17 protein-coding genes and 1 pseudogene are annotated in these 18,973 nt (G+C 60.6%); 12 read left to right on the top strand and 6 right to left on the bottom strand.

All coding sequences use genetic code 11. From position 1 onward, the window contains the following. The first annotated feature begins 7 nt into the window (after window positions 1-7). The 4 genes and pseudogenes from MRBLMS1_RS10065 to MRBLMS1_RS10080 all read left to right on the top strand — a co-directional run. Window positions 8-1,708, top strand: a complete 1,701-nt coding sequence (locus MRBLMS1_RS10065) for a dynamin family protein (protein ID WP_485879284.1) — start codon at window positions 8-10, stop codon at window positions 1,706-1,708. Further along, entirely contained in the window at window positions 1,701-3,941 is a 2,241-nt protein-coding gene (locus MRBLMS1_RS10070; RefSeq protein WP_485879286.1) for a dynamin family protein, read from the top strand. The genes MRBLMS1_RS10065 and MRBLMS1_RS10070 overlap by 8 nt, the downstream gene beginning before the upstream one ends. Next, window positions 3,935-5,626, top strand: a complete 1,692-nt coding sequence (locus tag MRBLMS1_RS10075; RefSeq protein WP_485879288.1) for a dynamin family protein — start codon at window positions 3,935-3,937, stop codon at window positions 5,624-5,626. Before MRBLMS1_RS10070 ends, MRBLMS1_RS10075 begins: the two co-directional genes overlap by 7 nt. A gap of 775 nt (window positions 5,627-6,401) precedes the next feature. Then, window positions 6,402-6,743 (top strand): annotated as a pseudogene (locus MRBLMS1_RS10080) (helix-turn-helix domain-containing protein); the annotation flags it as partial. A gap of 42 nt (window positions 6,744-6,785) precedes the next feature. Here the strand turns inward: MRBLMS1_RS10080 and MRBLMS1_RS10085 are convergent. Continuing rightward, window positions 6,786-7,532: a hypothetical protein gene (locus MRBLMS1_RS10085; RefSeq protein ID WP_485880103.1), complete on the bottom strand. Its 747-nt coding sequence runs from the start codon at window positions 7,530-7,532 to the stop codon at window positions 6,786-6,788. 324 nt (window positions 7,533-7,856) lie between these two features. Beyond that, window positions 7,857-8,528 (bottom strand): hypothetical protein, encoded by a 672-nt coding sequence (locus MRBLMS1_RS10090; RefSeq protein ID WP_128140055.1) that lies wholly within the window; start codon window positions 8,526-8,528, stop codon window positions 7,857-7,859. Between the two features lie 156 nt (window positions 8,529-8,684). On the opposite strand from MRBLMS1_RS10090, the gene MRBLMS1_RS10095 reads away from it, so the two are divergent. The 3 genes from MRBLMS1_RS10095 (at window position 8,685) to MRBLMS1_RS10105 (ending at window position 10,011) form a co-directional block, all read left to right on the top strand. Then, window positions 8,685-9,155 (top strand): hypothetical protein, encoded by a 471-nt coding sequence (locus MRBLMS1_RS10095; protein WP_485879290.1) that lies wholly within the window; start codon window positions 8,685-8,687, stop codon window positions 9,153-9,155. Window positions 9,156-9,249: 94 nt separating this feature from the next. Continuing rightward, complete coding sequence (locus tag MRBLMS1_RS10100; protein ID WP_034759072.1) at window positions 9,250-9,453, top strand: DUF3079 domain-containing protein; 204 nt, start codon at window positions 9,250-9,252, stop codon at window positions 9,451-9,453. 63 nt (window positions 9,454-9,516) lie between these two features. Then, a complete protein-coding gene (locus tag MRBLMS1_RS10105; RefSeq protein ID WP_485879292.1) occupies window positions 9,517-10,011 on the top strand; it encodes a prolyl-tRNA synthetase associated domain-containing protein in 495 nt (164 codons plus the stop codon). A 9-nt stretch (window positions 10,012-10,020) separates the two neighbouring features. Here MRBLMS1_RS10105 and MRBLMS1_RS10110 read toward each other — a convergent pair whose 3' ends face one another. Further along, the gene (locus tag MRBLMS1_RS10110) at window positions 10,021-11,166 is read right to left on the bottom strand and encodes an MFS transporter (protein ID WP_485880060.1); all 1,146 of its coding nucleotides are present in this window, start codon (window positions 11,164-11,166) and stop codon (window positions 10,021-10,023) included. A 236-nt stretch (window positions 11,167-11,402) separates the two neighbouring features. On the opposite strand from MRBLMS1_RS10110, the gene MRBLMS1_RS10115 reads away from it, so the two are divergent. Beyond that, window positions 11,403-12,020 (top strand): TetR/AcrR family transcriptional regulator, encoded by a 618-nt coding sequence (locus MRBLMS1_RS10115; RefSeq protein ID WP_485879294.1) that lies wholly within the window; start codon window positions 11,403-11,405, stop codon window positions 12,018-12,020. Here the strand turns inward: MRBLMS1_RS10115 and MRBLMS1_RS10120 are convergent. Continuing rightward, a complete protein-coding gene (locus tag MRBLMS1_RS10120; RefSeq protein ID WP_485879296.1) occupies window positions 12,017-12,487 on the bottom strand; it encodes a GNAT family N-acetyltransferase in 471 nt (156 codons plus the stop codon). The two genes, MRBLMS1_RS10115 and MRBLMS1_RS10120, sit on opposite strands and share 4 nt — an antisense overlap. A gap of 41 nt (window positions 12,488-12,528) precedes the next feature. Next, complete coding sequence (locus MRBLMS1_RS10125) at window positions 12,529-13,188, bottom strand: XAC2610-related protein (protein ID WP_485879298.1); 660 nt, start codon at window positions 13,186-13,188, stop codon at window positions 12,529-12,531. 165 nt (window positions 13,189-13,353) lie between these two features. Here MRBLMS1_RS10125 and MRBLMS1_RS10130 point away from each other — a divergent pair, with 165 nt between their 5' ends. Further along, a complete protein-coding gene (locus MRBLMS1_RS10130; RefSeq protein ID WP_181877874.1) occupies window positions 13,354-14,010 on the top strand; it encodes a tetratricopeptide repeat protein in 657 nt (218 codons plus the stop codon). 124 nt (window positions 14,011-14,134) lie between these two features. Here the strand turns inward: MRBLMS1_RS10130 and MRBLMS1_RS10135 are convergent, their stop codons facing one another. Next, window positions 14,135-15,190 (bottom strand): ribonuclease Z, encoded by a 1,056-nt coding sequence (locus tag MRBLMS1_RS10135; protein ID WP_485879301.1) that lies wholly within the window; start codon window positions 15,188-15,190, stop codon window positions 14,135-14,137. Window positions 15,191-15,302: 112 nt separating this feature from the next. On the opposite strand from MRBLMS1_RS10135, the gene MRBLMS1_RS10140 reads away from it, so the two are divergent. The 3 genes from MRBLMS1_RS10140 (at window position 15,303) to MRBLMS1_RS10150 (ending at window position 18,899) form a co-directional block, all read left to right on the top strand. Then, on the top strand, window positions 15,303-15,683 hold the full coding sequence (locus tag MRBLMS1_RS10140) for a hypothetical protein (RefSeq protein ID WP_485879303.1): 381 nt from the start codon (window positions 15,303-15,305) through the stop codon (window positions 15,681-15,683). A 108-nt stretch (window positions 15,684-15,791) separates the two neighbouring features. Next, window positions 15,792-17,627 (top strand): lipid A export permease/ATP-binding protein MsbA, encoded by a 1,836-nt coding sequence (msbA, locus tag MRBLMS1_RS10145; RefSeq protein ID WP_485879305.1) that lies wholly within the window; start codon window positions 15,792-15,794, stop codon window positions 17,625-17,627. Between the two features lie 156 nt (window positions 17,628-17,783). Further along, window positions 17,784-18,899 (top strand): toxin-antitoxin system YwqK family antitoxin, encoded by a 1,116-nt coding sequence (locus tag MRBLMS1_RS10150; protein WP_485879307.1) that lies wholly within the window; start codon window positions 17,784-17,786, stop codon window positions 18,897-18,899. Window positions 18,900-18,973 lie beyond the last annotated feature (74 nt).

An 18,973-nucleotide genomic window follows, 5' to 3' on the forward strand; every position in this document is an offset into this window, starting at 1 on the left:
CACGCTCATGAGAACAAAGAAAAACTACCAGCAGTACCTGAAAGAGGCCGAAGGCGCACTTTCCAGCGCGGCCGTACAGTCGGAGGCGCTCGACGTGCTCCGGACCGATCTGGACACCGCCGAGCTGCTGATTCCCATCGTCGGAAGTTTTAGTGCCGGCAAGAGTTCTATGCTCAACGGGTTCATCGGACGCCCGGTCCTGCCGGTCGGTATCCGCCCTGAGACGGAGCTGGCCGCCGAGCTGCGTTACGATACCGACGAGCGCATCGAGGCGATCGGCCTCGACGGCAGCACGGCGCGGTACGCTCTGGATGCCTTCGAACAGGTCAAGGAGCGCGCCGAAAGCTTCCGTTTCCTGCGCGTGTATGTCGACAGTGCCGCGTTGCAGCGCCTTGAACCGCTGGTACTGGTCGACATGCCCGGTTTCGGTTCCGCCGCCATCAGCCACAACAAGGCGATCGGCAACTATCTTGCGCGCGGCGCCCATTTCGTGGCCGCCGTCAGCGTCGAAGAAGGCAACATCACCCGTTCGACCGCCAGCCAGTTGCAGGACATCGCCGCGATGGGCCGGCAGATCAGTGTGGTGCTGAACAAGGCCAACCTGAAGCCGGAAGCGGAGGTCAGCGAGATTGCCGGCTATGTGGCCGACCAGATCCACGACATGACCGGCACCGCCCAGCCGGTCCATGTGATGGGCAAGGACCCGGCGGCGTTCGCCGGTATGCTGGGCACCGTCGACCCGGAGAAGCTGTTCGCGGCGCTGTTCGGCGCCCGGCTGAAGCGCCTGCACTTCGACCTGCTGGAAAACGGCAACGTCGCGCTGGCCTCGCTGCGCCACAGCAGCGAGGAAAACCAGCAGGCGTTCGACGAGCTGAAGGAGGCGGCCGGCAAGATCGAACGCAAGCGCGACCTCCTGATCGAAGACATCCGGCATCGTTTTGGCAATGGACGCGTCGGCGCCATCGTCGACGCCGTCGGCCTCGCCCTGACCGATGCGGCCGATGACATGGTGGCGGCCCTGCAGGCGGGCGACAAGGCGCGCCTGGAGAGCCTGGTCGGGGATCTGTTGCGCAGTACGCTGCTACGCAAGATGAAGGCGCAGATGAGCGAAATCTCGGCGCTGGTGGTCCACGAATTCGAGCTCGAGCTGCGCGGGCTGGACCGCCTAATGAGCAGCTATTCCGCCGACAGCACATGGTCCTCGGGCTTGTCGCAGAAGATGCTGGATGGCCTGTCTTCGATCCAGACGAGTATCGCAAAACTCGGCAAGGACCTGGACAAGGACAGCAATCTCGGCAATGTGTTCAAGACGGCGGCGACGGTTCTGGCGGTCGCGACCAACGTGGTCGCCCCCATCGTCGAGCTGCTGATCGTCTTCCTGCCGGATATTCTGCCGGCACTTTTTGCCGGCAGTATCCGCGAAAAAATCCGCACTTCGGTACTGACGGAAATGATCCCGTCGATCAAGGAGGAGTTGCGCAAGGAATTGCCGGGCTTGTTCGAGCAGCAGCTTGCTGAGCTCATCCGGCAGGTCGGCGCCCAGTTCGAGCAAGTGTTGCTCGACAAGCAGGAATCCATCCGCCAGCAGGAAAGCGTGGTGCGCGATGACGCCGTCAAGGTTGCCGCGCGCATCGCCCAGTTGGAGGCAATGCAGGCAACGCTGACCTCGCGGGCCTCGGCACTGATCTTCGAGGACGCCCATGGATAAGTCCCGACTGATTGCTGCGCGTACCCGGGTCACACAGATTGTTGCCCGCTATGGCGAGGTGCTAGGGCAGGACGAGCCGGGAATCGCCCGCAAGCACGGCATTGAGCAGCTCGATGCGCTGCAGGCCGCGTTCGACGAGATCGCCAATGCGGACCGGCTGCTGCGGATCGGTGTGGTAGGCCGTGTAAAAGCCGGAAAATCCTCGCTCCTCAACGCCCTGCTGTTCGACGGCGTATCGTTGCTGCCGAAGGCGGCGACCCCGATGACGGCCGCGCTGACGAGTCTCACGCATGGCGACGAGTTGTCCGCCGAGGTCGAATTCTTCACCCAGAACGATATCGCCGCCATCCGCGCCAGCCACGATCAGTTCGTGCGCCTGGTCGACGAGGAAACCCGGCGCCGTCTCGAGCCGCGCGAGGGCGCAGGATACAGTCCCGCGGCCCCGGCGGGCGACGAGGCGCGCGAGCGCGCCCGGCGCTCGGCCATACGCGAGCTGAAGCAGCGCTATGCGAGCCAGGCGGTGGCATACGAGCAATTCATCGACATCCAGAAGTCGGGCCTGACGATCGCCGAGCTTGGCCAGCGCGCGACGCTGCGCGCAGGCAGCAATGCCGAGCTGCTTGAACAGATGCGCGACTATGTCGGCTCCAACGGCCGCCATACGCCCTTCACCCGCAACGTCCGCATCGCAATGCCCCTGGACAGCTTGCTCGACATCGAGGTGGTCGACACGCCGGGCCTGAACGATCCGGTCGTATCGCGCGAGGAACGCACCGCCGAAGCGCTCAAGCGCTGCGACGTGATCCTGATCGTGAGCCCGGCAGGACATTTCTTGAGCGCCGAAGACCTCGACCTGATGGGGCGCATCGTCACCAAGGAAGGCGTCCGCGAGATGCTGGTGCTGGCGAGCCAGGCGGACACTCAGCTGTTCGGCAGCGAGTACAGGGGCCAGCCGCTGCGCGCCGTGCTGGACGATATTACCGGCAAGCTGGGCGGGCGCATGGTCGAGACCCTCGGCAGCCTCAAGCTGAACCAGCCGGCTGTCGGCACCACCTTCGACGCCCTGATTGCCCAGGGCCGCGAGCGGGTCCAGCACTCGTCGAGCAGCTGCTACTCGCTGGCCCGGCAGTTTGAACAGCCTGCGGCGTGGGATGAGCACCAGCAGACCGTCTGGGCCAACCTGAAGGAAGCCTTCCCCGACAACTTTCCGGACGATCCAGTGCTGGCTAGGGCGAATCTCGAGCACCTGGGGAACATCGAACCCGTGCGCGCACTGATCGCCAACGTGCGCCAGCAGAAAGAACGCATCACGGAGGAGCGCAAGCTGGCCCTGGTGCAGGCCAAGCGCACCGCATTGCAAGCGTACCTGGGTGACCTGGTCAAGTTCGTCACCGCTGAACAGGAGCACCTGCGTTCAGCTGACATCGGAAAGCTCGAAAAGCAGAAAGAGGACCTGCGCCGCGAAACCGAGCTGCTCGAGGTTGAACTCGAGACGGTCGGCCGCCGGCTGAGCCACCAACTGCGTGCGGAACTGCGCGAGCAGCTGAAGCGGGAGATTGAGAACGCCTTTTCCCAGTCCCGCAACCGTCAGGAAGCTGCGGTAAGCAGCGGCACGCGGACCGTGACCGAAGAAAAATCCGGTTTCCTGGCCGGGACGGCCCGCTTGCTTTGGGGTGGCGGGTCGCGCGAGCGCCGGGTCGACTACACGAAAGTCGCCACCAACCAGATCCACGCCCAGATCGAGGAATTCTCGCGCGGCGCGAGGGATGAGATTACCCATCTGGCGGAGCGGATCCAGCTGGACTGGGAACAGGCGGTGCGGCACGACCTGCTTGCCGTACTCAGGCGCGTGATCGGCGACGCCAATCTCGACCAGGTCCTCGCGAGCAGGACGGTGAATGAACTAGTCCACAAGATCAAGCTGCCGCCTCCCGCAGTCGACATCACGATCCCGGCCGGGCTGAGCGCAAGGGGCACCCTGACGGACAACGCCGCCGAGGAATACCTGTCGGCCGCCGAAAGGCACATGGACAACCTGCGGCGCGGATTCTTCAGCGAGCTGGACGACTATCTGAACCGGCTGGAAAAGGTGCTTTCGCCCGGGGTGGCGGTCGGTTTCGTCGCGAACTACGGCGCCAGGATCGACAAGCTTGAAGCCCACATCCACAGCAGGGTCCAGGTGACCGAGCGGCTGCAGAACCTGATCGGCGAGCTGAAGGAATGCGAATGCTGAACACCGACATCTTTAACACACTGATCGGGCGCACCAGCCAGCTCGGGCGGTGGTTCCTGTGGGGCCGGCGCCGGCTCAGGGAGGAGGTCGTGGCCGACCTGTCGACGCTGTCCGAAGCGGTCGGCCAGGCGGTGCGGCAGCTCGACGCGCAAGGGGCGCAGCTCGTCGAATGGGAAACGCGGCATGCGCTGCTGTCGAATCACAAGGACGTGCTCGATGCCCAGCTGGGCATCGCCCGGATCGAGGTGGAGGAAACCGCGCGCACGCTCGGCACGGTCCGCGACACCCTTGAGCGGGTGGAGGGCAAGTATGCCGCACTGCAGGAGCGCAACGAGCTGGTGGTCGGCCTGCTCAGCCTGACGCCGCCGGTGAATCCGGGCCTGGCCCGGCTGCGGGACCTGATCGAGCACGACTACATGGGGTTTGCGAATGAAGAGCAATCGCTGGCCGAAGAGGCCGAAGCCCTGGTGCTGCTGCAGGGAGTGGTCGAGGACTTGCGCATGCTGTCGGGCTTTCCCGGCATTTATGGCAAGCGCCGGGTCGCTATCGCGGGCGGTTTCAGCGCCGGCAAATCCGAACTGGTGAACAGCTTTATCCAGGACGCTTCGGTGCGCCTGGCCGTCGGCATCGAACCCGTCACCGCCATCCCGACCTATGTGGTGAGCGCGCCGAAAGCCGCCATCCGCGCCTACGGGGCAAACGGCGGTTCGCTCGAACTGTCTTCAAGCATGTACAAGCGCATCTCGCACGACTTCGTCAAGTCGCTCGGTTTCGACCTCAAGCAATTGATGCCCGCCTTGTCGCTGGGCGTGCCCCTGGACCCTGAATTATTCAGCAACCTGTGCATCGTCGACACTCCCGGATACAACCCGTCGGCGGGTGACGGTTATACGGAACAGGATGGCGCAACGGCGCGCGAGTTCGTGGGCTCGGCGGCGGCCTTGCTCTGGGTGATCGGCGTCGATGCGAACGGCACCGTGTCCGCCTCGGACCTGCAGTTCATTCGCGGACTCGAGCTCGGCGAGCGGCCGCTCTACTTGGTGCTCAACAAGGTCGACCTGCGCAGCGCATCCGAGGTCGAGGAGGTACTGGCCGAAGTCGAGGACATCCTGGCGGAGGAAAACATCACCGTGGCCGGCATCAGCGCCTACAGCGCCAGGCGCGGCAAGGAATACGCCTGCCGCACCATGTCCCTGGCCGACTTCCTGCGCAGCCAGAACCGGCCCGCCGCGGCGGAAGAGCGCGTGCTGGCGACGGTGAACATGGTATTCGACATGTACGGGAAAGCCCTGCGGGACGACCTGGCGCGCTGCGCGCACGTTGCCGATACCTTCAAATCAATGCAGCTGGACGTACTGCAGTACGGGAATACGGTGCTGTACCACAAACTGGAGGAACGCTTCGCCAATATGCGCGACGAGTTCGATCGCGATCAGCTCAATGCGCTGATGGAGCGCGCCGAGCTCTTGCGCGGCAAGCTGCTACAGGCTGCACGCGAAGCGCTCGACGGCATCGCGCCCAGGGAGCGCCTTGAGGACGTCCCAGGCCCGCTGTCCGGTCTGTGGGCGAGCGTGCGGGCTGCCGTCAAGGCCGCGGATCAAGCCCCCGGCCGGGACGCCGGTCTAGGGGCGGAGGCTGTTACGAATGTCTGCACAGCAACAACACCGTACACTGAACTATTCTGACCGTCCGCCTTCGGCTATGAACGATCATTCGCACGCAGCCCGTTTGACGTTCAGAGAACCGTTGCTCCTCTGATGCAGTCATTGCGCATGTAACAACACGCTGCAAACCCGCATAAATATACTGAGGTCTGCGGGTGAATGGATATTATCCCTCAATCACTCCAAAAAATACTTTTAAAATCAAATGGTTACATGTAAATTTTTGTGGCCCCTGCGACATCTAAACCTTACATGTAACCACGGTGTAAGCCGATTGTCGAATTGGTTTTTGTTTGACAACTCAGTCGCGGCCCGAAACCAGAAATCCTTTCCGCTACTGATCTGGAGCATGAGCGTTAACCTTCCATGGTGCCTTCAATTGGGTAACCTAAAGGACGCAGGCCATCATTTTATAAAGTCCAATTTCACTAAGATTCGCGGAAACGTTAGATAATTTTTCCTCAAGTTGTAGGTGAGCCTTTCGAACACCAATACTGGTAGGTGGTTTCGGCATCTTCCGTTCTTTGTATCCGTGGTTTTGATTTCAGTGCGCCAATTCTTTCTGCCAGAACTTCTAGCTCGCCCGCAGCCTTTGGATTCCAGCGATTTTTAACTGCCCATGATCTAATATTTTTAGCGTCCTGTGTGTGTCCTTTGATTTTGAGAATTCGCAACGTTCTATCGGCGTGTTGTTGATTTGCACCGAAAACTGACCCACTTAGCCGCATAATTTGCATCGAAAATTGACCCACGTTTAGCACACAATCCTACTTATCTGAATGAGTAGGGGATCGGAGTGATTGACGTGGCATTACTAGGAATTATTAGGCGCTGGCATCTTCGCGACCAAGTCTCATTGAGGGAAATCGCGAAGCGCCTCGGCATTTCGCGCAACACCGTCCGGCGCTATCTGCGCTCGGAGACAACTGAGCCCGCCTATGCGGAGCGCCAATCGGCCAGCGCCATCGACCCATACGCTTTTCACCTCGCAGGCTGGCTCAAGACCGAGGCGGCCAAATCACGCAAGCAACGGCGCAGCCTAAAACAGCTTCACGAGGATCTAACGGAATTGGGGTTCAAGGGGTCTTACGACCGAGTGGCGGCGTTCGCCAGGCAATGGAGGGAGGGTCAAACAGAGTGGGTCAATTCGGCGCGAAAAAGAACACCCACCCTCACAAAATCAAGCCGCTTCACCCCGTCGATACACAAAGTCCTGACGGCGAATACCCTGCGTAACAAAATCTGCATCCGACGGTATCGTCTCCCAGAAAAACACATGTTTGAAAATGGGTATTTTGTTGAATTTTTTCGAGCGGAATATCCATCTGTTTTTCGTGAAATCGCTGTAGCGGTCGCCTTTGAACTGCTTGTGCACAGCGGTGAAAGGAAGCAGTCTTTCCGCAATATCCGGGAAGGAATAACCCGGATGGTTGTCCTTGAATTTCTCAAAAATTTCAAATTGACCTCTGCAGATAACTTGAATGGCCGTTTCTGGAAAACGATAGCGCGGCGACCACAGGACGTTCCAGCCTGATTCGATTTCATTGATGAAATTAACCAGGCGCGGCGTCATGATATAGGCGTCCGACTCGATGTGGATGATTTTATCCACGCCTAATTCATTTGCCACCTTGACGGAGTGGAGAAAGCTGCGCCACCAGCCAGGGTAGTCGGCCCCGCTTTGCCGTCCCAGATTGTTATCGAAGCGAATGATGAGGTTTTTTTCGCCATTCGAAGCCAGCGAAGCGCTATGGGAAACGGTATTGATGATATCGGCAGGGGGAAGAAATGGCGATCCATCATCGATCATTATCTTCTTTATTGCATTGATTGGAATATCTTGGTAGTAATCGAGCCACCGTTGATACCGGCTTTCCCATGACGGGGCATCTTTAATAAAGCTGGTGCAGAATATAATGGCTTTCATTTGCTAAGCACATTCCTTGTGTTTGAAAAATCCGGGTTATTCATTGTCTGATCATTAAAATTTTTGACTATTTTAACAGAGTGCAGGTGCTCAAATAACTGAACGTTCATGCCGGCGAGGCAGCCGCTGGCATCATGGAGCCTTGGTGCGCGTTCCTGGCGACTTCATTCGATGATGGACGTCCATACGGGCACTTGCCGCACGCGGCACAAGCGTTCAAGCATCAGCGTCAAGTCGTGAGGGAGATCAAGAAAGCTTTCACAGCGGACAATACATCTGTCCATACCCATGCCCGCCTTCATCCGGTGCCGCGTGCGTGCTGCCTTATGCACACTCCTTGGCCCAATCGGCTTTCTGATGCTTCTTGCGGCACTCTACGCGTTCCTCTTCTTTTGTGAAGGAAAATTCAACGGAGTTAACCTCTTTCTGATCATCCGATAAATTGAGATAAATACCGCGTTTCGTCCACGCGGCATAGGGCCGCATGTCAGCGTCGCTGAAACCCGATTCGTCGGGTTTCCCATATTTGGCAATATAGCGTTGCAGGGGAATGGGTGCGTCCGGTACCCAGCGCATATTGTTTATCTTTAAACTATTATCGGTGGTTTCATTTGCCAGTTTAGTCCAATACTCGAAAGTGAATACATCCTTTCTCGTGATCGTGCCTAGGGGAGAAACTTCTATTTTCTCACTTATCTTTTCAAGCATTTTTCGGTAAAAAGGCCGCATGTCGGAAAACACCAGGTATAACTTGCCGGGAAAGCCCGGGCCTGACAGTCGATAGAAACCGTCCGACTCCGTTACCCATGCGGCTTCGACGGATTCAATGGTTGCGGCGGGAAATTGTGCCTTGATGCTGCCAAAGGTTTGTCCGGCGGTGATGCCTTGAAAGCCTTCGGCGGACACTCCGGTGTAAGCGAGTGCGAAGGAAAACAGCGCTAGTGTGCGCAAGGTTTTCGAGCGCAAGAGCAGGCCAGACAATATTTTTGATAACATGGTTATTTGATCAATGAGAGAGTTGGTTGATATAAGTACTTGTTATGATTGGCAATATTATAAAGTGCTGGCATTCCCTGAGCGCCGTTCATCCAGCCGATATTTTCAATCTTATATAAGCTATGTTAATTCTCGTTCTCGGTAAAATGCAGCTCAATGAAACCTGTCTACACCCTCGCCGAAGCCCTGGCACAAGACCCGGCCCGCATCGTCAAAATGCAATTCCTCACCCTCGACATCACTAGGCCGCACATGGGCTTGAAAGGCAGCCACGGCCTGTTCGCCTCCGACGAGTGGTGGGAAAGCATCAAAGCCGGCCGGATCACGACCCGAACGGTGACGGGCAGGATCGAGCGCACGTATTTCGCGGGCCAGGATAGCCGGCGTGGCGATCAAGTCAACAGCTTTACCTTGCGCCTGGAGGATGGCTCGACATTCGACGAGAGCATCTACACGCACAGCAAGCACGACATCAAGCTGTTCGTGCCTGGCGCCATGGTGACGATGGTGTATGCGCTGGACGAACTCAAGGAGCAGCCGGCCGCCGACGGTAGTGTCAATGTGGCGCGTATCGTGCTGGAAGGGTACTGTGTCTTGCCGCCACACCCGCCATCTGCACAGAATTGACCTCGGACAAATTCCTCACTGGAATTCATTTGACCACCTCCCGCGCCGGGTCTAGAGTCAACAAGGATCCCTCAACCGAACACGATCGCCTCCCATGGCCAAGCCCTTTCCCCTGAATCCCAAGAACCCCGAACGTATCTGCTGGGGCTGCGACAAATATTGTCCGCCGGACGCCATGCGTTGCGGCAATGGTTCCGAGCGCACGCAACATCCGATCGAGCTGTTTGGGGAAGGCTGGAATGACTGGGGGCTGGCGGCGGCCGACAAGGCCGACAAGGAGCAGGAGAATAAGCCTTGATGGCAATCCCACCACGCATTGACCCGCTACAATTCCTCATCGCGTCCGAGCTGAGGAATCACCATGCAAGAAACCCTGTCCCGCTGGCTGGAAAGCAATGCCGGCGATTGCCCATCCGTCGAGCACCCGGCCGTGCACACCATCGATGAAGCACTGATTCATGTGCCAGCCATGCCCGGCTTGATGGTGAAAAACCTGTTCGTGCGCGACGAGAAGGGGTGCCGGCATTTTCTCGTCATCGTGCCTTTTGATAAGCGCGTCGGCCTGGCGGCGCTGGGGCGCTTGCTGCCGGCCAGCAAGTTGAGCATGGCTTCGCCCGAACGCCTGCTGCATCACTTGGGTATCACGCCCGGGTCCGTCAGCTTGTTTGCGCTGATACACGACAGCGCCCAGGCGGTGGAACTGGTGCTGGACCAAGTCGTGTGGGACGCTGATTCAGTGCAAGCTCATCCGCTGCGCAACACGGCCACGGTGGCGCTGTCGCATGCCGCCTTCGTCGATTTCCTTGCGCATACAGGCCACGTGCCCCGCATTCTGAGCATACCGGCGGCTGATTAGAGCGCCTTTTCAATGCCCGGATACGGGCGCGCCGCCGCTGCGCCGTCCGGGCCGGAAGCCATGTTCGCGGGCCGACCAGGCGATCACGAATGCCAGCACCAGCAAGCTGACCATCGCCCAGGGGAAAGCATTCGCACCCCAGGTTTCCAGCAAGGCGCCGCCCACCACGCCCGCGGCCGCAATCGCGCCATTCCACGCCACCACATTCATCGACAAGGCCACGTCGGCGCCGCTGCCGGCCGTGTCGGCCAGCGCTGTTTGTAAAAGTGTTGCCGCGCCGCCAAAGCTCAGGCCCCAGATGGCCATGCCCAGGTAGATCGCAAAGGGAATGTGCGCTGCGATACCCAGCACGAGGGCCGTCGCGGCGAACACGGCCAGGCTGGCTAGTACGGTGGCGCGCAGGTGGCGCTCGACCAGTTTACCCGTGATCCAGATGCCGGCCATGGCGGCGGCGCCGAAGACGAGCAGCACCAGGTCGATTCGCTCTGTCAATCCTGCCGGAGCCACGAACGGGGCGATGTAGGTGTAGAGAATGTTGTGGGCCAGCATCCAGGCGATGACGACGGCCAGCACGGGGCGCACGCCCGGCGTCGTGAAGACGCGGCGCAGGGGCAGGCGCTCATGGACGGACTGGCCCGGGTAGTCAGGCACCTTTGCCAGCACCCACCCGATCAGTATCAATGTCAGCGCGGAAATGATCCAGAACGCGGCGCGCCAGCCGACGAGCGAGCCGAGCAAGGTGCCCAGCGGTACGCCCAGGGACAGGGCGACGGGGGCGCCCACCATGGCCAGCGCCAGTGCGCGGCCTTGCTGATGCGGCGCCACCATGCGGCGCGCGTAGCCGGCGAGCAAGCTCCACGCCAGCCCGGCCGCCATGCCGGCAAAGAAACGGGCCGCCAGGGTCAGCCAGTAGTGGGACGACAGGGCCGTGACGGTGTTGAACACAAGAAAGCCGATGATGGTCAGCAACAGCACGTTGCGGCGGCGCCAGCCGCGCGTGGCGATGGTGAGCGGAATGGCCGCCAGCAGGGCGCCGAGCGCGTAGGCCGTGACCATTTGCCCGGCCAGCGCGGCGCCGATGCCGAGCCCTGCGCTGATTTGCGGCAGCAAGCCGGCGGGCAAGGTTTCCGTGACGATGCAGATAAAACCCGTCATAGCCAGGGCCAGCAGGCCGGCGACGGGGAGGCGGTCGGCCAGCGCTGGGCTGGTTCCGGTGGTGAGCGTAGCGTGATTCACGGCAAACATCCTTGTAAAGTAATCGGGCGCAGGAATCCCCCCGACCGTTATAACGGTACATATGTATCGATCGGTATAAATATAGATGATGGCGCGCGGCGTTGTCAACGACTTCTGTATCGAGTAGTATGTAAGTAGATAAAAGGGAGTGATCGATGGCGCAAATGGGACGGCCGCGCACGTTCGACCGGCAGGCAGCGGTCGAACAGGCCATGTATTTATTCTGGCAGCAGGGATATGAATCGACGTCCTTGAGCCAGCTCAAGGCGAGCCTGGGCGGCGGCATTTCCGCGCCCAGCTTTTATGCGGCATTCGGTTCGAAAGAAGCGCTGTTCCGCGAGGCGGCGCAATGCTATCTGGACACATTTGCCCGCGTGACGGAATGCCTGTGGGACGATGGCCTGGCGCCGCGCGCAGCCATCGAGCAGGCCCTGCGCCAGTCGGCCCGCATGCAGTCCGATGCGGGGCATCCGCCCGGCTGCATGGTGGCGCTCGGTTGCATGAGCGCGCCGACGGCCGAGCATGCGGCCGTGGCTGCTCCCCTCACGCAATCGCGTGCCCGCACCCGCGCCGGCTTCGTGCGCTGCGTCGAGCGGGGCATGGCCAGTGGAGAATTGCCCGCAGATACGGATGCAGCGGCTCTGGCGTCCGTCTTCGACAGCTTTTTATCGGGCGTGGCGATCCAGGCCCGCGATGGCGTAGGTTACGCCGTGTTTGGCTCTGCCATCACGCAGGTGATGCGCGTGTGGGATGCCAACCGCTTGACCGCTTAGGCCGTAAAGTAAAATTCCAGCACCTCGTCGCCATACTTGTCCGTCTCGCCCGTCGCCGTCCAGCCCAGGTAGCGGTAAAAGCCGTAGGAGCGCGAGGCGGGATCGCTGGAGCAGCCGAGGAACAGCCGTTGATGGCCTTGCGCACGCAACTCCGTCATCACCAATTCCAGCAAGGTCTTGCCTAACCCTAAGCCTTCGAATGCCGGCAGCAGGGCCAGGACGATGATTTCGCCCGTGTCGCGCTCGCCAAAGCAATAGCCGACCAGCTGGCCGTCGTGATGGCAGACCTGGCCAGGCAGGCTGCCCGAGCGCATCATTTCCGCCCAGGAGTCTGCTGTGATACCGACTGCGGCCAGGCGTTCCTTGGGTATCGCGTTTTGCCGCGTCTTGCCGCGCAATTCGATGAAGGCTGGCGTGTCTTCCGCCTTGGCGGGATGGAAAGTAATCGATGCTGGATGTGTCGTCATATGTTTTATTTATTCAATGGTGTCGGATGGCAGGATAAATATCATTCCCAGGATTTGCGCATGATGTGCGCATGGCGCTGCCAGTCATATGCTTTTACGTTGTCAATGGTTTGCTGGCCAGGATTGCCGCTATCGATAATTTCATCCTTGACGATGATCAAGTCGTTTTTTTCATTCAAACGATACTCACGGTAGCGTTCGCAATCCTGTTCGCGCCGGGCGGTGGCGATTAACTTGTCAGCCCGCCACTTATAGCTGTCCTCATAAAAACATTGCGCTGCGCAGCCGCAATTGCGAATGCCGCCTTGGATTCCTTGATCGGCCATGCTGATATCCAGATTCGGAATGGCAGATAATAGCTTGTTGAAACGGTATTGCTTCGCCGGCGCATCCCACAGCCACACATCGGAACAGCGGATGCGCCCCTGGCTATCCGTGTAGCCGGTCACCCACAGGTCGGCATGGCCGTCGAAATTCATGTCCAGCAGCAGCGCGTGCAAATTGCCCGTGCCGCTGCTGCTGCAACTGCCATTGATCCACTGCTTGCCGATGTTCAGCTGGTACGTCTGTTTTTCATCGTGATTCGCATAGCGGATATCGGCCGCTTGCCATACTTTGCCTGTCGCGGCTTTGTCCAGGTGCAAGGTGCCGCAATAAGCCGAGGTGGAAATCAGGGATAAAAGCAGAGCAATCAGTTTCATGGCGATATTCTTGGGCGGGTATTGGAGCGCAATGCCCTGATTGCATCAGGCGGAGAACGATCATAACGCATGATTTGGGCAATGCGCCACACCGTTTCCTATCGTGCATTCGGCGCGGAACAGTGCTGTGTACAATGCCAAAAAATCCCCGAACAAGGAATTCTGATGACATCTTCTCCCGAATCTTTGAATGAAGCGGGCATCCTCGCTTATAACGACGATAACCACGCCGAGGCGTTCAAGCAATTCGACGCGGCGGCGCGCACCGGCGATCCGGCCGGCCAGCATTTATTGGCCAGCCTGTATTACCAGGGCCATGGCGTGACGCAAGACCTGCCGAAAGCGGTGGAGCTGTTCACGGCCGCCGCGCAGGCGGGCTTTCCGCCGTCGCTGGCCAACCTGGCCCTGATGTATGCGAGCGGTGATGGCGTCGCGCAAGACATGGCGCAATCGCTGGCTTACGGACGCCAGGCGGCCGAGGCGGGCGATGGCCAGTCGCAATTCAACCTGGCGCAGGCTTACCGCAAGGGCGATGGCGTACCGCAAGACTATGCCGAGGCGGCGTTCTGGTACAAGCAGGCGGCCGAAGCCGGTTCCCTGTCGGCGCAGAATGAATACGGCTTGCTGTACGCGCAAGGGCAGGGCGTGGAACTCGATTACGTGCAGGCCTACGCGTGGATCGCCATGCCGGCCGAGGCGGGCAGCACGCAATCGATCAAGAACCGCGACCAGTTGCTGGAAATCCTCACGCCCTCACAGCAGCAGGCGGCGCGCGCGCTGGCGGCCGAGTATGCGGCCCAATACGGCGTCAATCCCCACTAAAATAACACCTGACAAAACCTGCTGCGCGTCGTAATTTGCGGTCTGCGATGCTCACTGTACCTTCGTACAGTTGCGCTTCTCGACCACAACTTCCTTCCGCTCGCTACGGTTTTGTCAGGCGTTGTTAATTCGGTTTTAACGGCAGTTTGATCAGCTCGCCCGCCGCATCGAGTTCATAGCTGTCGAAATCGCGCGCCAGGAACAGCTGGCCTGAATAATGCAGCCGCGCTTCCGCTTCCAGCTCGGCCATGCCGTCCGCATGGTGATAGCGGGCGCTGAAGTGGGTGAGGATCAGGTTCGGCAGACGCACCGCTTCGGCGAACTGCGCCACGCGCTGCACGGAGCTGTGCGTGGGGCCGGGGCCCACTTTCTGCAGCATCGCTTCCGTGTAAGTGGCTTCATGCACGAGCAATTGCGCACCGGCACAGGCATCCGCCAGCAACGCTGGCGTATCGTTGTCGCCGCCGATCACCACCGTGGCGCGCTGCGTTTCCGTCTGGCGGAAAGCGCCGGCCGCTAGTACCGTGCCATCGTCCAGGATCGCATCCTGGCCCGCCTGCAAGAGTCCCCAGGCGGGGCCGGGCGGCACGCCGGCCGCCAGCAGGGCGGTCTTGTCCAGCTTCCATCTGCTTGTTTCCAGCGCAAAACGATAGCCCACGCTCGGCGCGCGGTGCGACAGCGCGTGGCGCTCGATGGTCAAGCCCGCTGCTTCATGCACGACTGGCGTGCTGTCCACGTCGATGTGGATCAGCGGGTACGTCAAAAACAGCTCCGTGTGCAGCAAGGTCGCGTCGATCCACGCCTTGATGGCGGCCGGGGCGATCAGCAGCAGGGGCTTCTTGCGCCCCGTCATCGAGGCGCTGGCCAGCAGGCCCGGCAGACCATAGCTGTGGTCGCCATGCACGTGGGTGATGCAGATGCCCACCAGGTCGTGCACGGACAGGGGGATACGCTGCAGCCGGTGCTGCGTGGCTTCGCCGCAATCGATCATCCACCAGTCGCGGTTGTGCGTGGTTTGCAGGGCCAGCGACGTGACGTTGCGGTAGCGCGTGGGCACGCCGGAAGAGGTGCCGAGAAAAGTCAGTTTGAACATGCCCGCATTATGCGGCAGCCGTGCGGGCTTGCCAACGCTGTTGGCCGCAGCCAGCTTGTGGCGCGAGGCAAGGCGGTACCAGCTCAAGCGTACACTTGCTTTGAGCAAACAAATATAGAATGCCTGCGTTAAAAGTATGATGCGGAGTCATTTCGGGTCATACTGTCGCTACTATCGAAATCACTTTAAAGGGCAGGACATGATGCGTACACACTATCGGAAAATCGTCGCCGCCTTGGCATTGGCTGCCTGCAGCGCTTCTGCTTCCGCCGTCGGCCTGGGTTTCCTGGCCGATACGCCGATGGCTTACCTGAACAAGAACGACAAGCCCGTCTTCGTCAAGGCCGTCACCGACGTGCTCAATGACAAGAAGGATGGCGAAACCGTGCAATGGAGCAATGAAGGCTTGCGCAATTCCGTGCGTATCGCTGCGGAAATCACGGCCAGCGACACGGAAAAAACGGATGCGCAAACCTGCCGCAAGGTGCAGGTGGGTTTGAGCGCCAAGGGCCAGGAACAGACCCTCAAGCTGAAGGTCTGCAAGGCCGGCACGGCCGCGTGGAAAGTGGCGAAGAGCTGATCGTCCGTGTTGTTCCCTTGCCGGTTCTGCACCGGCAAGGGGCGACTTTCCTCTAGGTAAGTCTGGCAGCGGTTAGAATCACGCTTTACCCTCACTTTTCTCACCTGCATGCAGCAAAGTCGCCTCCTGTTTTTCCGCCTGGCCGGGCAGTTTCGCCGCTATGGCGCCATCGTTGCCGCCACCTTGCTGGCCGTGGGCGTGGCGTCCGCCACCGATGTGTTGTTAATCCGCCAGTTGCAAAACGTCGTCGACGCCATGCGTACGACGGCCAGCACGCAGGTGGCGCCCGCATCGGGCGTGATGGGCATGCTGCAGGGCTGGGTCGACCGTTTCTTGCCGGCACAGGCGGGGCAGGTGGACTTGTGGGTGATTCCCGCCACTATCCTGGGCCTGGCCGTGCTGCGCATGGTGTCGAGTTTTGCCGGCGATTACGGCTCCGTTTGGCTATCGAGCCGCGTGCAGGCCGATTTGCGCGAAAAAATGTTCGCCACCATCATGCGCCTGCCCAGCCGCTTCTTCGATACCACCACCACCAGTCTGACGCAGTCGCGCGTGGCCTTCGACGCGAGCCAGGTGTCGCAGGCGGGCTTGAACGTGCTCAACGTGATGGTGCGCGATTCCGTCGCCACCGTCGGCTATTTGATCTTGCTGTTCAGCATCGACGTGAAGCTGGCCCTGTTCTGCATGGCGTCGATGCCCATCGTGGCCATCGTCGTGACCCTGGCGGGCCGCCGCATGCGCCATCTGAGCAAGAGTTCGCAGCAAGCCGTGGGCGAGCTGACGTCCGTGCTCGACGAAAGCATCGCTGGCCAGCGCGTGGTGAAAATCTTCGGCGGGCAGGATTACGAACAGGCGCGCTTTGTCGACGTCGTCAAGCGCAACCGCCAGCTGGCAGTCAAGCATGCGGCTACCTCGGCCATGAATTCCGGCTTCATCATGATGCTCGTCGGTATCACCTTGTCGTCCGTGATCTATTTCGCCATGCTGCGCGCGCAGAGCGGCGCCATCACGCCGGGGGCCTTCGTTGCGTTCATGGGCGCCTTGATGGCCATGCAGTCGCCGATCAAGAATTTGACGAAGATCAATGAGCCGCTGCAACGGGGTTTGGCGGCGGCCGAGTCCGTTTTCGGCCTGATCGACACGCCGCTGGAACCGGACCCGGGCACAGTGGCCCCGGCGGCCGTGCAGGGCAATTTGTCCTTGCAGAACGTGCAGTTCCGCTACAACAGCGACGACCCTGACGCGCCCACGGCCTTGAGCGATGTCACGCTCGACATCCGCGCCGGCGAGACGGTGGCCCTGGTGGGCGGCTCCGGCGGTGGCAAGACGACCTTGCTGGGCCTGCTGCCGCGCTTCTATGACGTCAGCGGCGGCCAGATCCTGCTCGACGGCGTGGACGTGCGCGACTACGCCTTGCTGGCCCTGCGGCGCCAGTTTGCCCTCGTCAGCCAGGACGTGATCTTGTTCAACGACACGATGGCGGCGAATATCGCCTACGGCGACCCGGCCCCGGACCAGGCCCGCATCGAAGCGTCGGCGCGCGCCGCCTATGCGCATGACTTCATCATGCAACTGCCGCAAGGCTACGCCACCCAGGCGGGGCAGAACGGTTCACGCCTGTCGGGCGGACAACGCCAGCGCCTGGCCATCGCGCGCGCCCTGTACAAGGACGCGCCGATTTTGCTTCTGGACGAAGCGACCAGCGCGCTCGATACGGAGTCGGAGCGTTCCGTGCAGGCCGCGCTGGAAGTGCTGATGCGCAACCGCACCACCATTGTCATCGCCCACCGTTTGTCCACCATCGAAAGCGCCGACCGCATCGTCGTCATGCAGGGCGGGCGACTGGTGGAATCGGGCAGTCACACGGACTTGCTGCAACAGGGCGGCGCGTATGCGCGCCTGCATGCGAGCCAGTTGTCGCCAGTCAAGGATAGCGTGGGCTGAGGTGTGGCGCGTCTGGCGCGCCAGCGCATCCGCCGGGCCGGAGCCGGACCAGCAGGTCCGCCCCGGCCTTTTTTCATGGAGCGGCAATCGTGCCCATGGCGCAGGGCGCTTGCCTTTATGATGGTGGCCGCAAAGCAACATGAACAATGGAACAACATGAAAAATCAACAAACGATGCGCTGGCTGCTGGCCGCCGCGCTGGGCGCAGCCTTGCCGCTGGCGGCGCAGGAGCTGCCGGCGGCGCCAACGCCAACCCTACAGGAGAAAGGCCAGACCATGTATCTGGATGAAAATTTCATGCCGAGCAACCAGCGCAGCGCCGCGTATGCGCTGCGCACGGCGCCCGTGCGCGACGAGGCGCTGGGCGCCTGGCATGTGCGCCTCGAATTTCCTGACACGCCGGGCGTGCTGGCCTTTGAAACCTATGCCACTGACCTGGACTTGAGCCAGGTGAAGTTCGTGCGTTTTCGCAAGTACTACTACGAGAATGGCCAGCTGCTGCGCGAAACCTATTTCAATGACCAGGGCGAGGAGCTGCTGGGCGGCTCCGTGTATTTCGAGAATGGCCAGGTCAAGCAAAAGGTGACGGCGCTGCCGAACGGGCGCGACAGCATCTCGGAAACGTATCACGAGAATGGCCAGCTGATGAGTCGCACCTTGTATCACGGCGACGAGATGGCCGATGGCGAGCACGTGTCGTATGGCGCGAACGGGGCCGTCAGCAGCCGCTCGTATCGCCGCAATGGCCAGATGGATGGCGTGGAGGAATCGTTTTATGCCGATGGCAAACTGCACCGGCGGGGACAGTATGTCAATGGCCAGCGCGAGGGCGAGTTTGTCATGCTTGCCCAGGACGGCAAGGTGCTGGCCAAAACCGTGTGGGTGCACGGCCAGCCCGATGGCTGGTCGTTTGAAAGCCATGGCAATGGCAAACTGTCGAACAAAACGCTGTACCGGAAAGGTGCCGTGCTCAGCTTGGAAAAGTGGGGGGCGGATGGCCATCCCATTTTTGCGTGGCAGAAAGATGCACAGGGTCGTGACCACGGCGATACGACGGAGTGGCATGCCAACGGCGTGCGCGCCAGCGTGACACCGTTTGTCGCAGGCCAGCGCCACGGCTTGCTGCAAACCTGGTACAGCGACGGCAGCCTGCGGCAGATCGTGCCGTATGAACACGGCAAGAAGCACGGCATCGAGCGCCAGTGGGACAAGGCCGGCAAGCTGGTGCTGGAACAGGCTTGGCGTGATGACCAGTCGGTGACAGGCAGTTAGTTCCTCGCCGCCATTGCAGGTATCATGTATGCATTCCGGCCCGCCAGCAGGCGCGAAGCCGGCGGGATAACTGG

The organism is Massilia sp. LMS1-1-1.1 (genome assembly GCF_040815535.1).
Lineage (GTDB): Bacteria > Pseudomonadota > Gammaproteobacteria > Burkholderiales > Burkholderiaceae_D > Janthinobacterium > Janthinobacterium aestuarii.

Coding starts and splice junctions, on each gene's coding strand:
- MRBLMS1_RS10065 (WP_485879284.1), top strand. CDS start 8: ATGAGAACAAAGAAAAACTACCAGCAGTACCTGAAAGAGGCCGAAGGC.
- MRBLMS1_RS10070 (WP_485879286.1), top strand. CDS start 1,701: ATGGATAAGTCCCGACTGATTGCTGCGCGTACCCGGGTCACACAGATT.
- MRBLMS1_RS10075 (WP_485879288.1), top strand. CDS start 3,935: ATGCTGAACACCGACATCTTTAACACACTGATCGGGCGCACCAGCCAG.
- MRBLMS1_RS10085 (WP_485880103.1), bottom strand. CDS start 7,532: ATGAAAGCCATTATATTCTGCACCAGCTTTATTAAAGATGCCCCGTCA.
- MRBLMS1_RS10090 (WP_128140055.1), bottom strand. CDS start 8,528: ATGTTATCAAAAATATTGTCTGGCCTGCTCTTGCGCTCGAAAACCTTG.
- MRBLMS1_RS10095 (WP_485879290.1), top strand. CDS start 8,685: ATGAAACCTGTCTACACCCTCGCCGAAGCCCTGGCACAAGACCCGGCC.
- MRBLMS1_RS10100 (WP_034759072.1), top strand. CDS start 9,250: ATGGCCAAGCCCTTTCCCCTGAATCCCAAGAACCCCGAACGTATCTGC.
- MRBLMS1_RS10105 (WP_485879292.1), top strand. CDS start 9,517: ATGCAAGAAACCCTGTCCCGCTGGCTGGAAAGCAATGCCGGCGATTGC.
- MRBLMS1_RS10110 (WP_485880060.1), bottom strand. CDS start 11,166: ATGACGGGTTTTATCTGCATCGTCACGGAAACCTTGCCCGCCGGCTTG.
- MRBLMS1_RS10115 (WP_485879294.1), top strand. CDS start 11,403: ATGGCGCAAATGGGACGGCCGCGCACGTTCGACCGGCAGGCAGCGGTC.
- MRBLMS1_RS10120 (WP_485879296.1), bottom strand. CDS start 12,487: ATGACGACACATCCAGCATCGATTACTTTCCATCCCGCCAAGGCGGAA.
- MRBLMS1_RS10125 (WP_485879298.1), bottom strand. CDS start 13,188: ATGAAACTGATTGCTCTGCTTTTATCCCTGATTTCCACCTCGGCTTAT.
- MRBLMS1_RS10130 (WP_181877874.1), top strand. CDS start 13,354: ATGACATCTTCTCCCGAATCTTTGAATGAAGCGGGCATCCTCGCTTAT.
- MRBLMS1_RS10140 (WP_485879303.1), top strand. CDS start 15,303: ATGATGCGTACACACTATCGGAAAATCGTCGCCGCCTTGGCATTGGCT.
- msbA (WP_485879305.1), top strand. CDS start 15,792: ATGCAGCAAAGTCGCCTCCTGTTTTTCCGCCTGGCCGGGCAGTTTCGC.
- MRBLMS1_RS10150 (WP_485879307.1), top strand. CDS start 17,784: ATGAAAAATCAACAAACGATGCGCTGGCTGCTGGCCGCCGCGCTGGGC.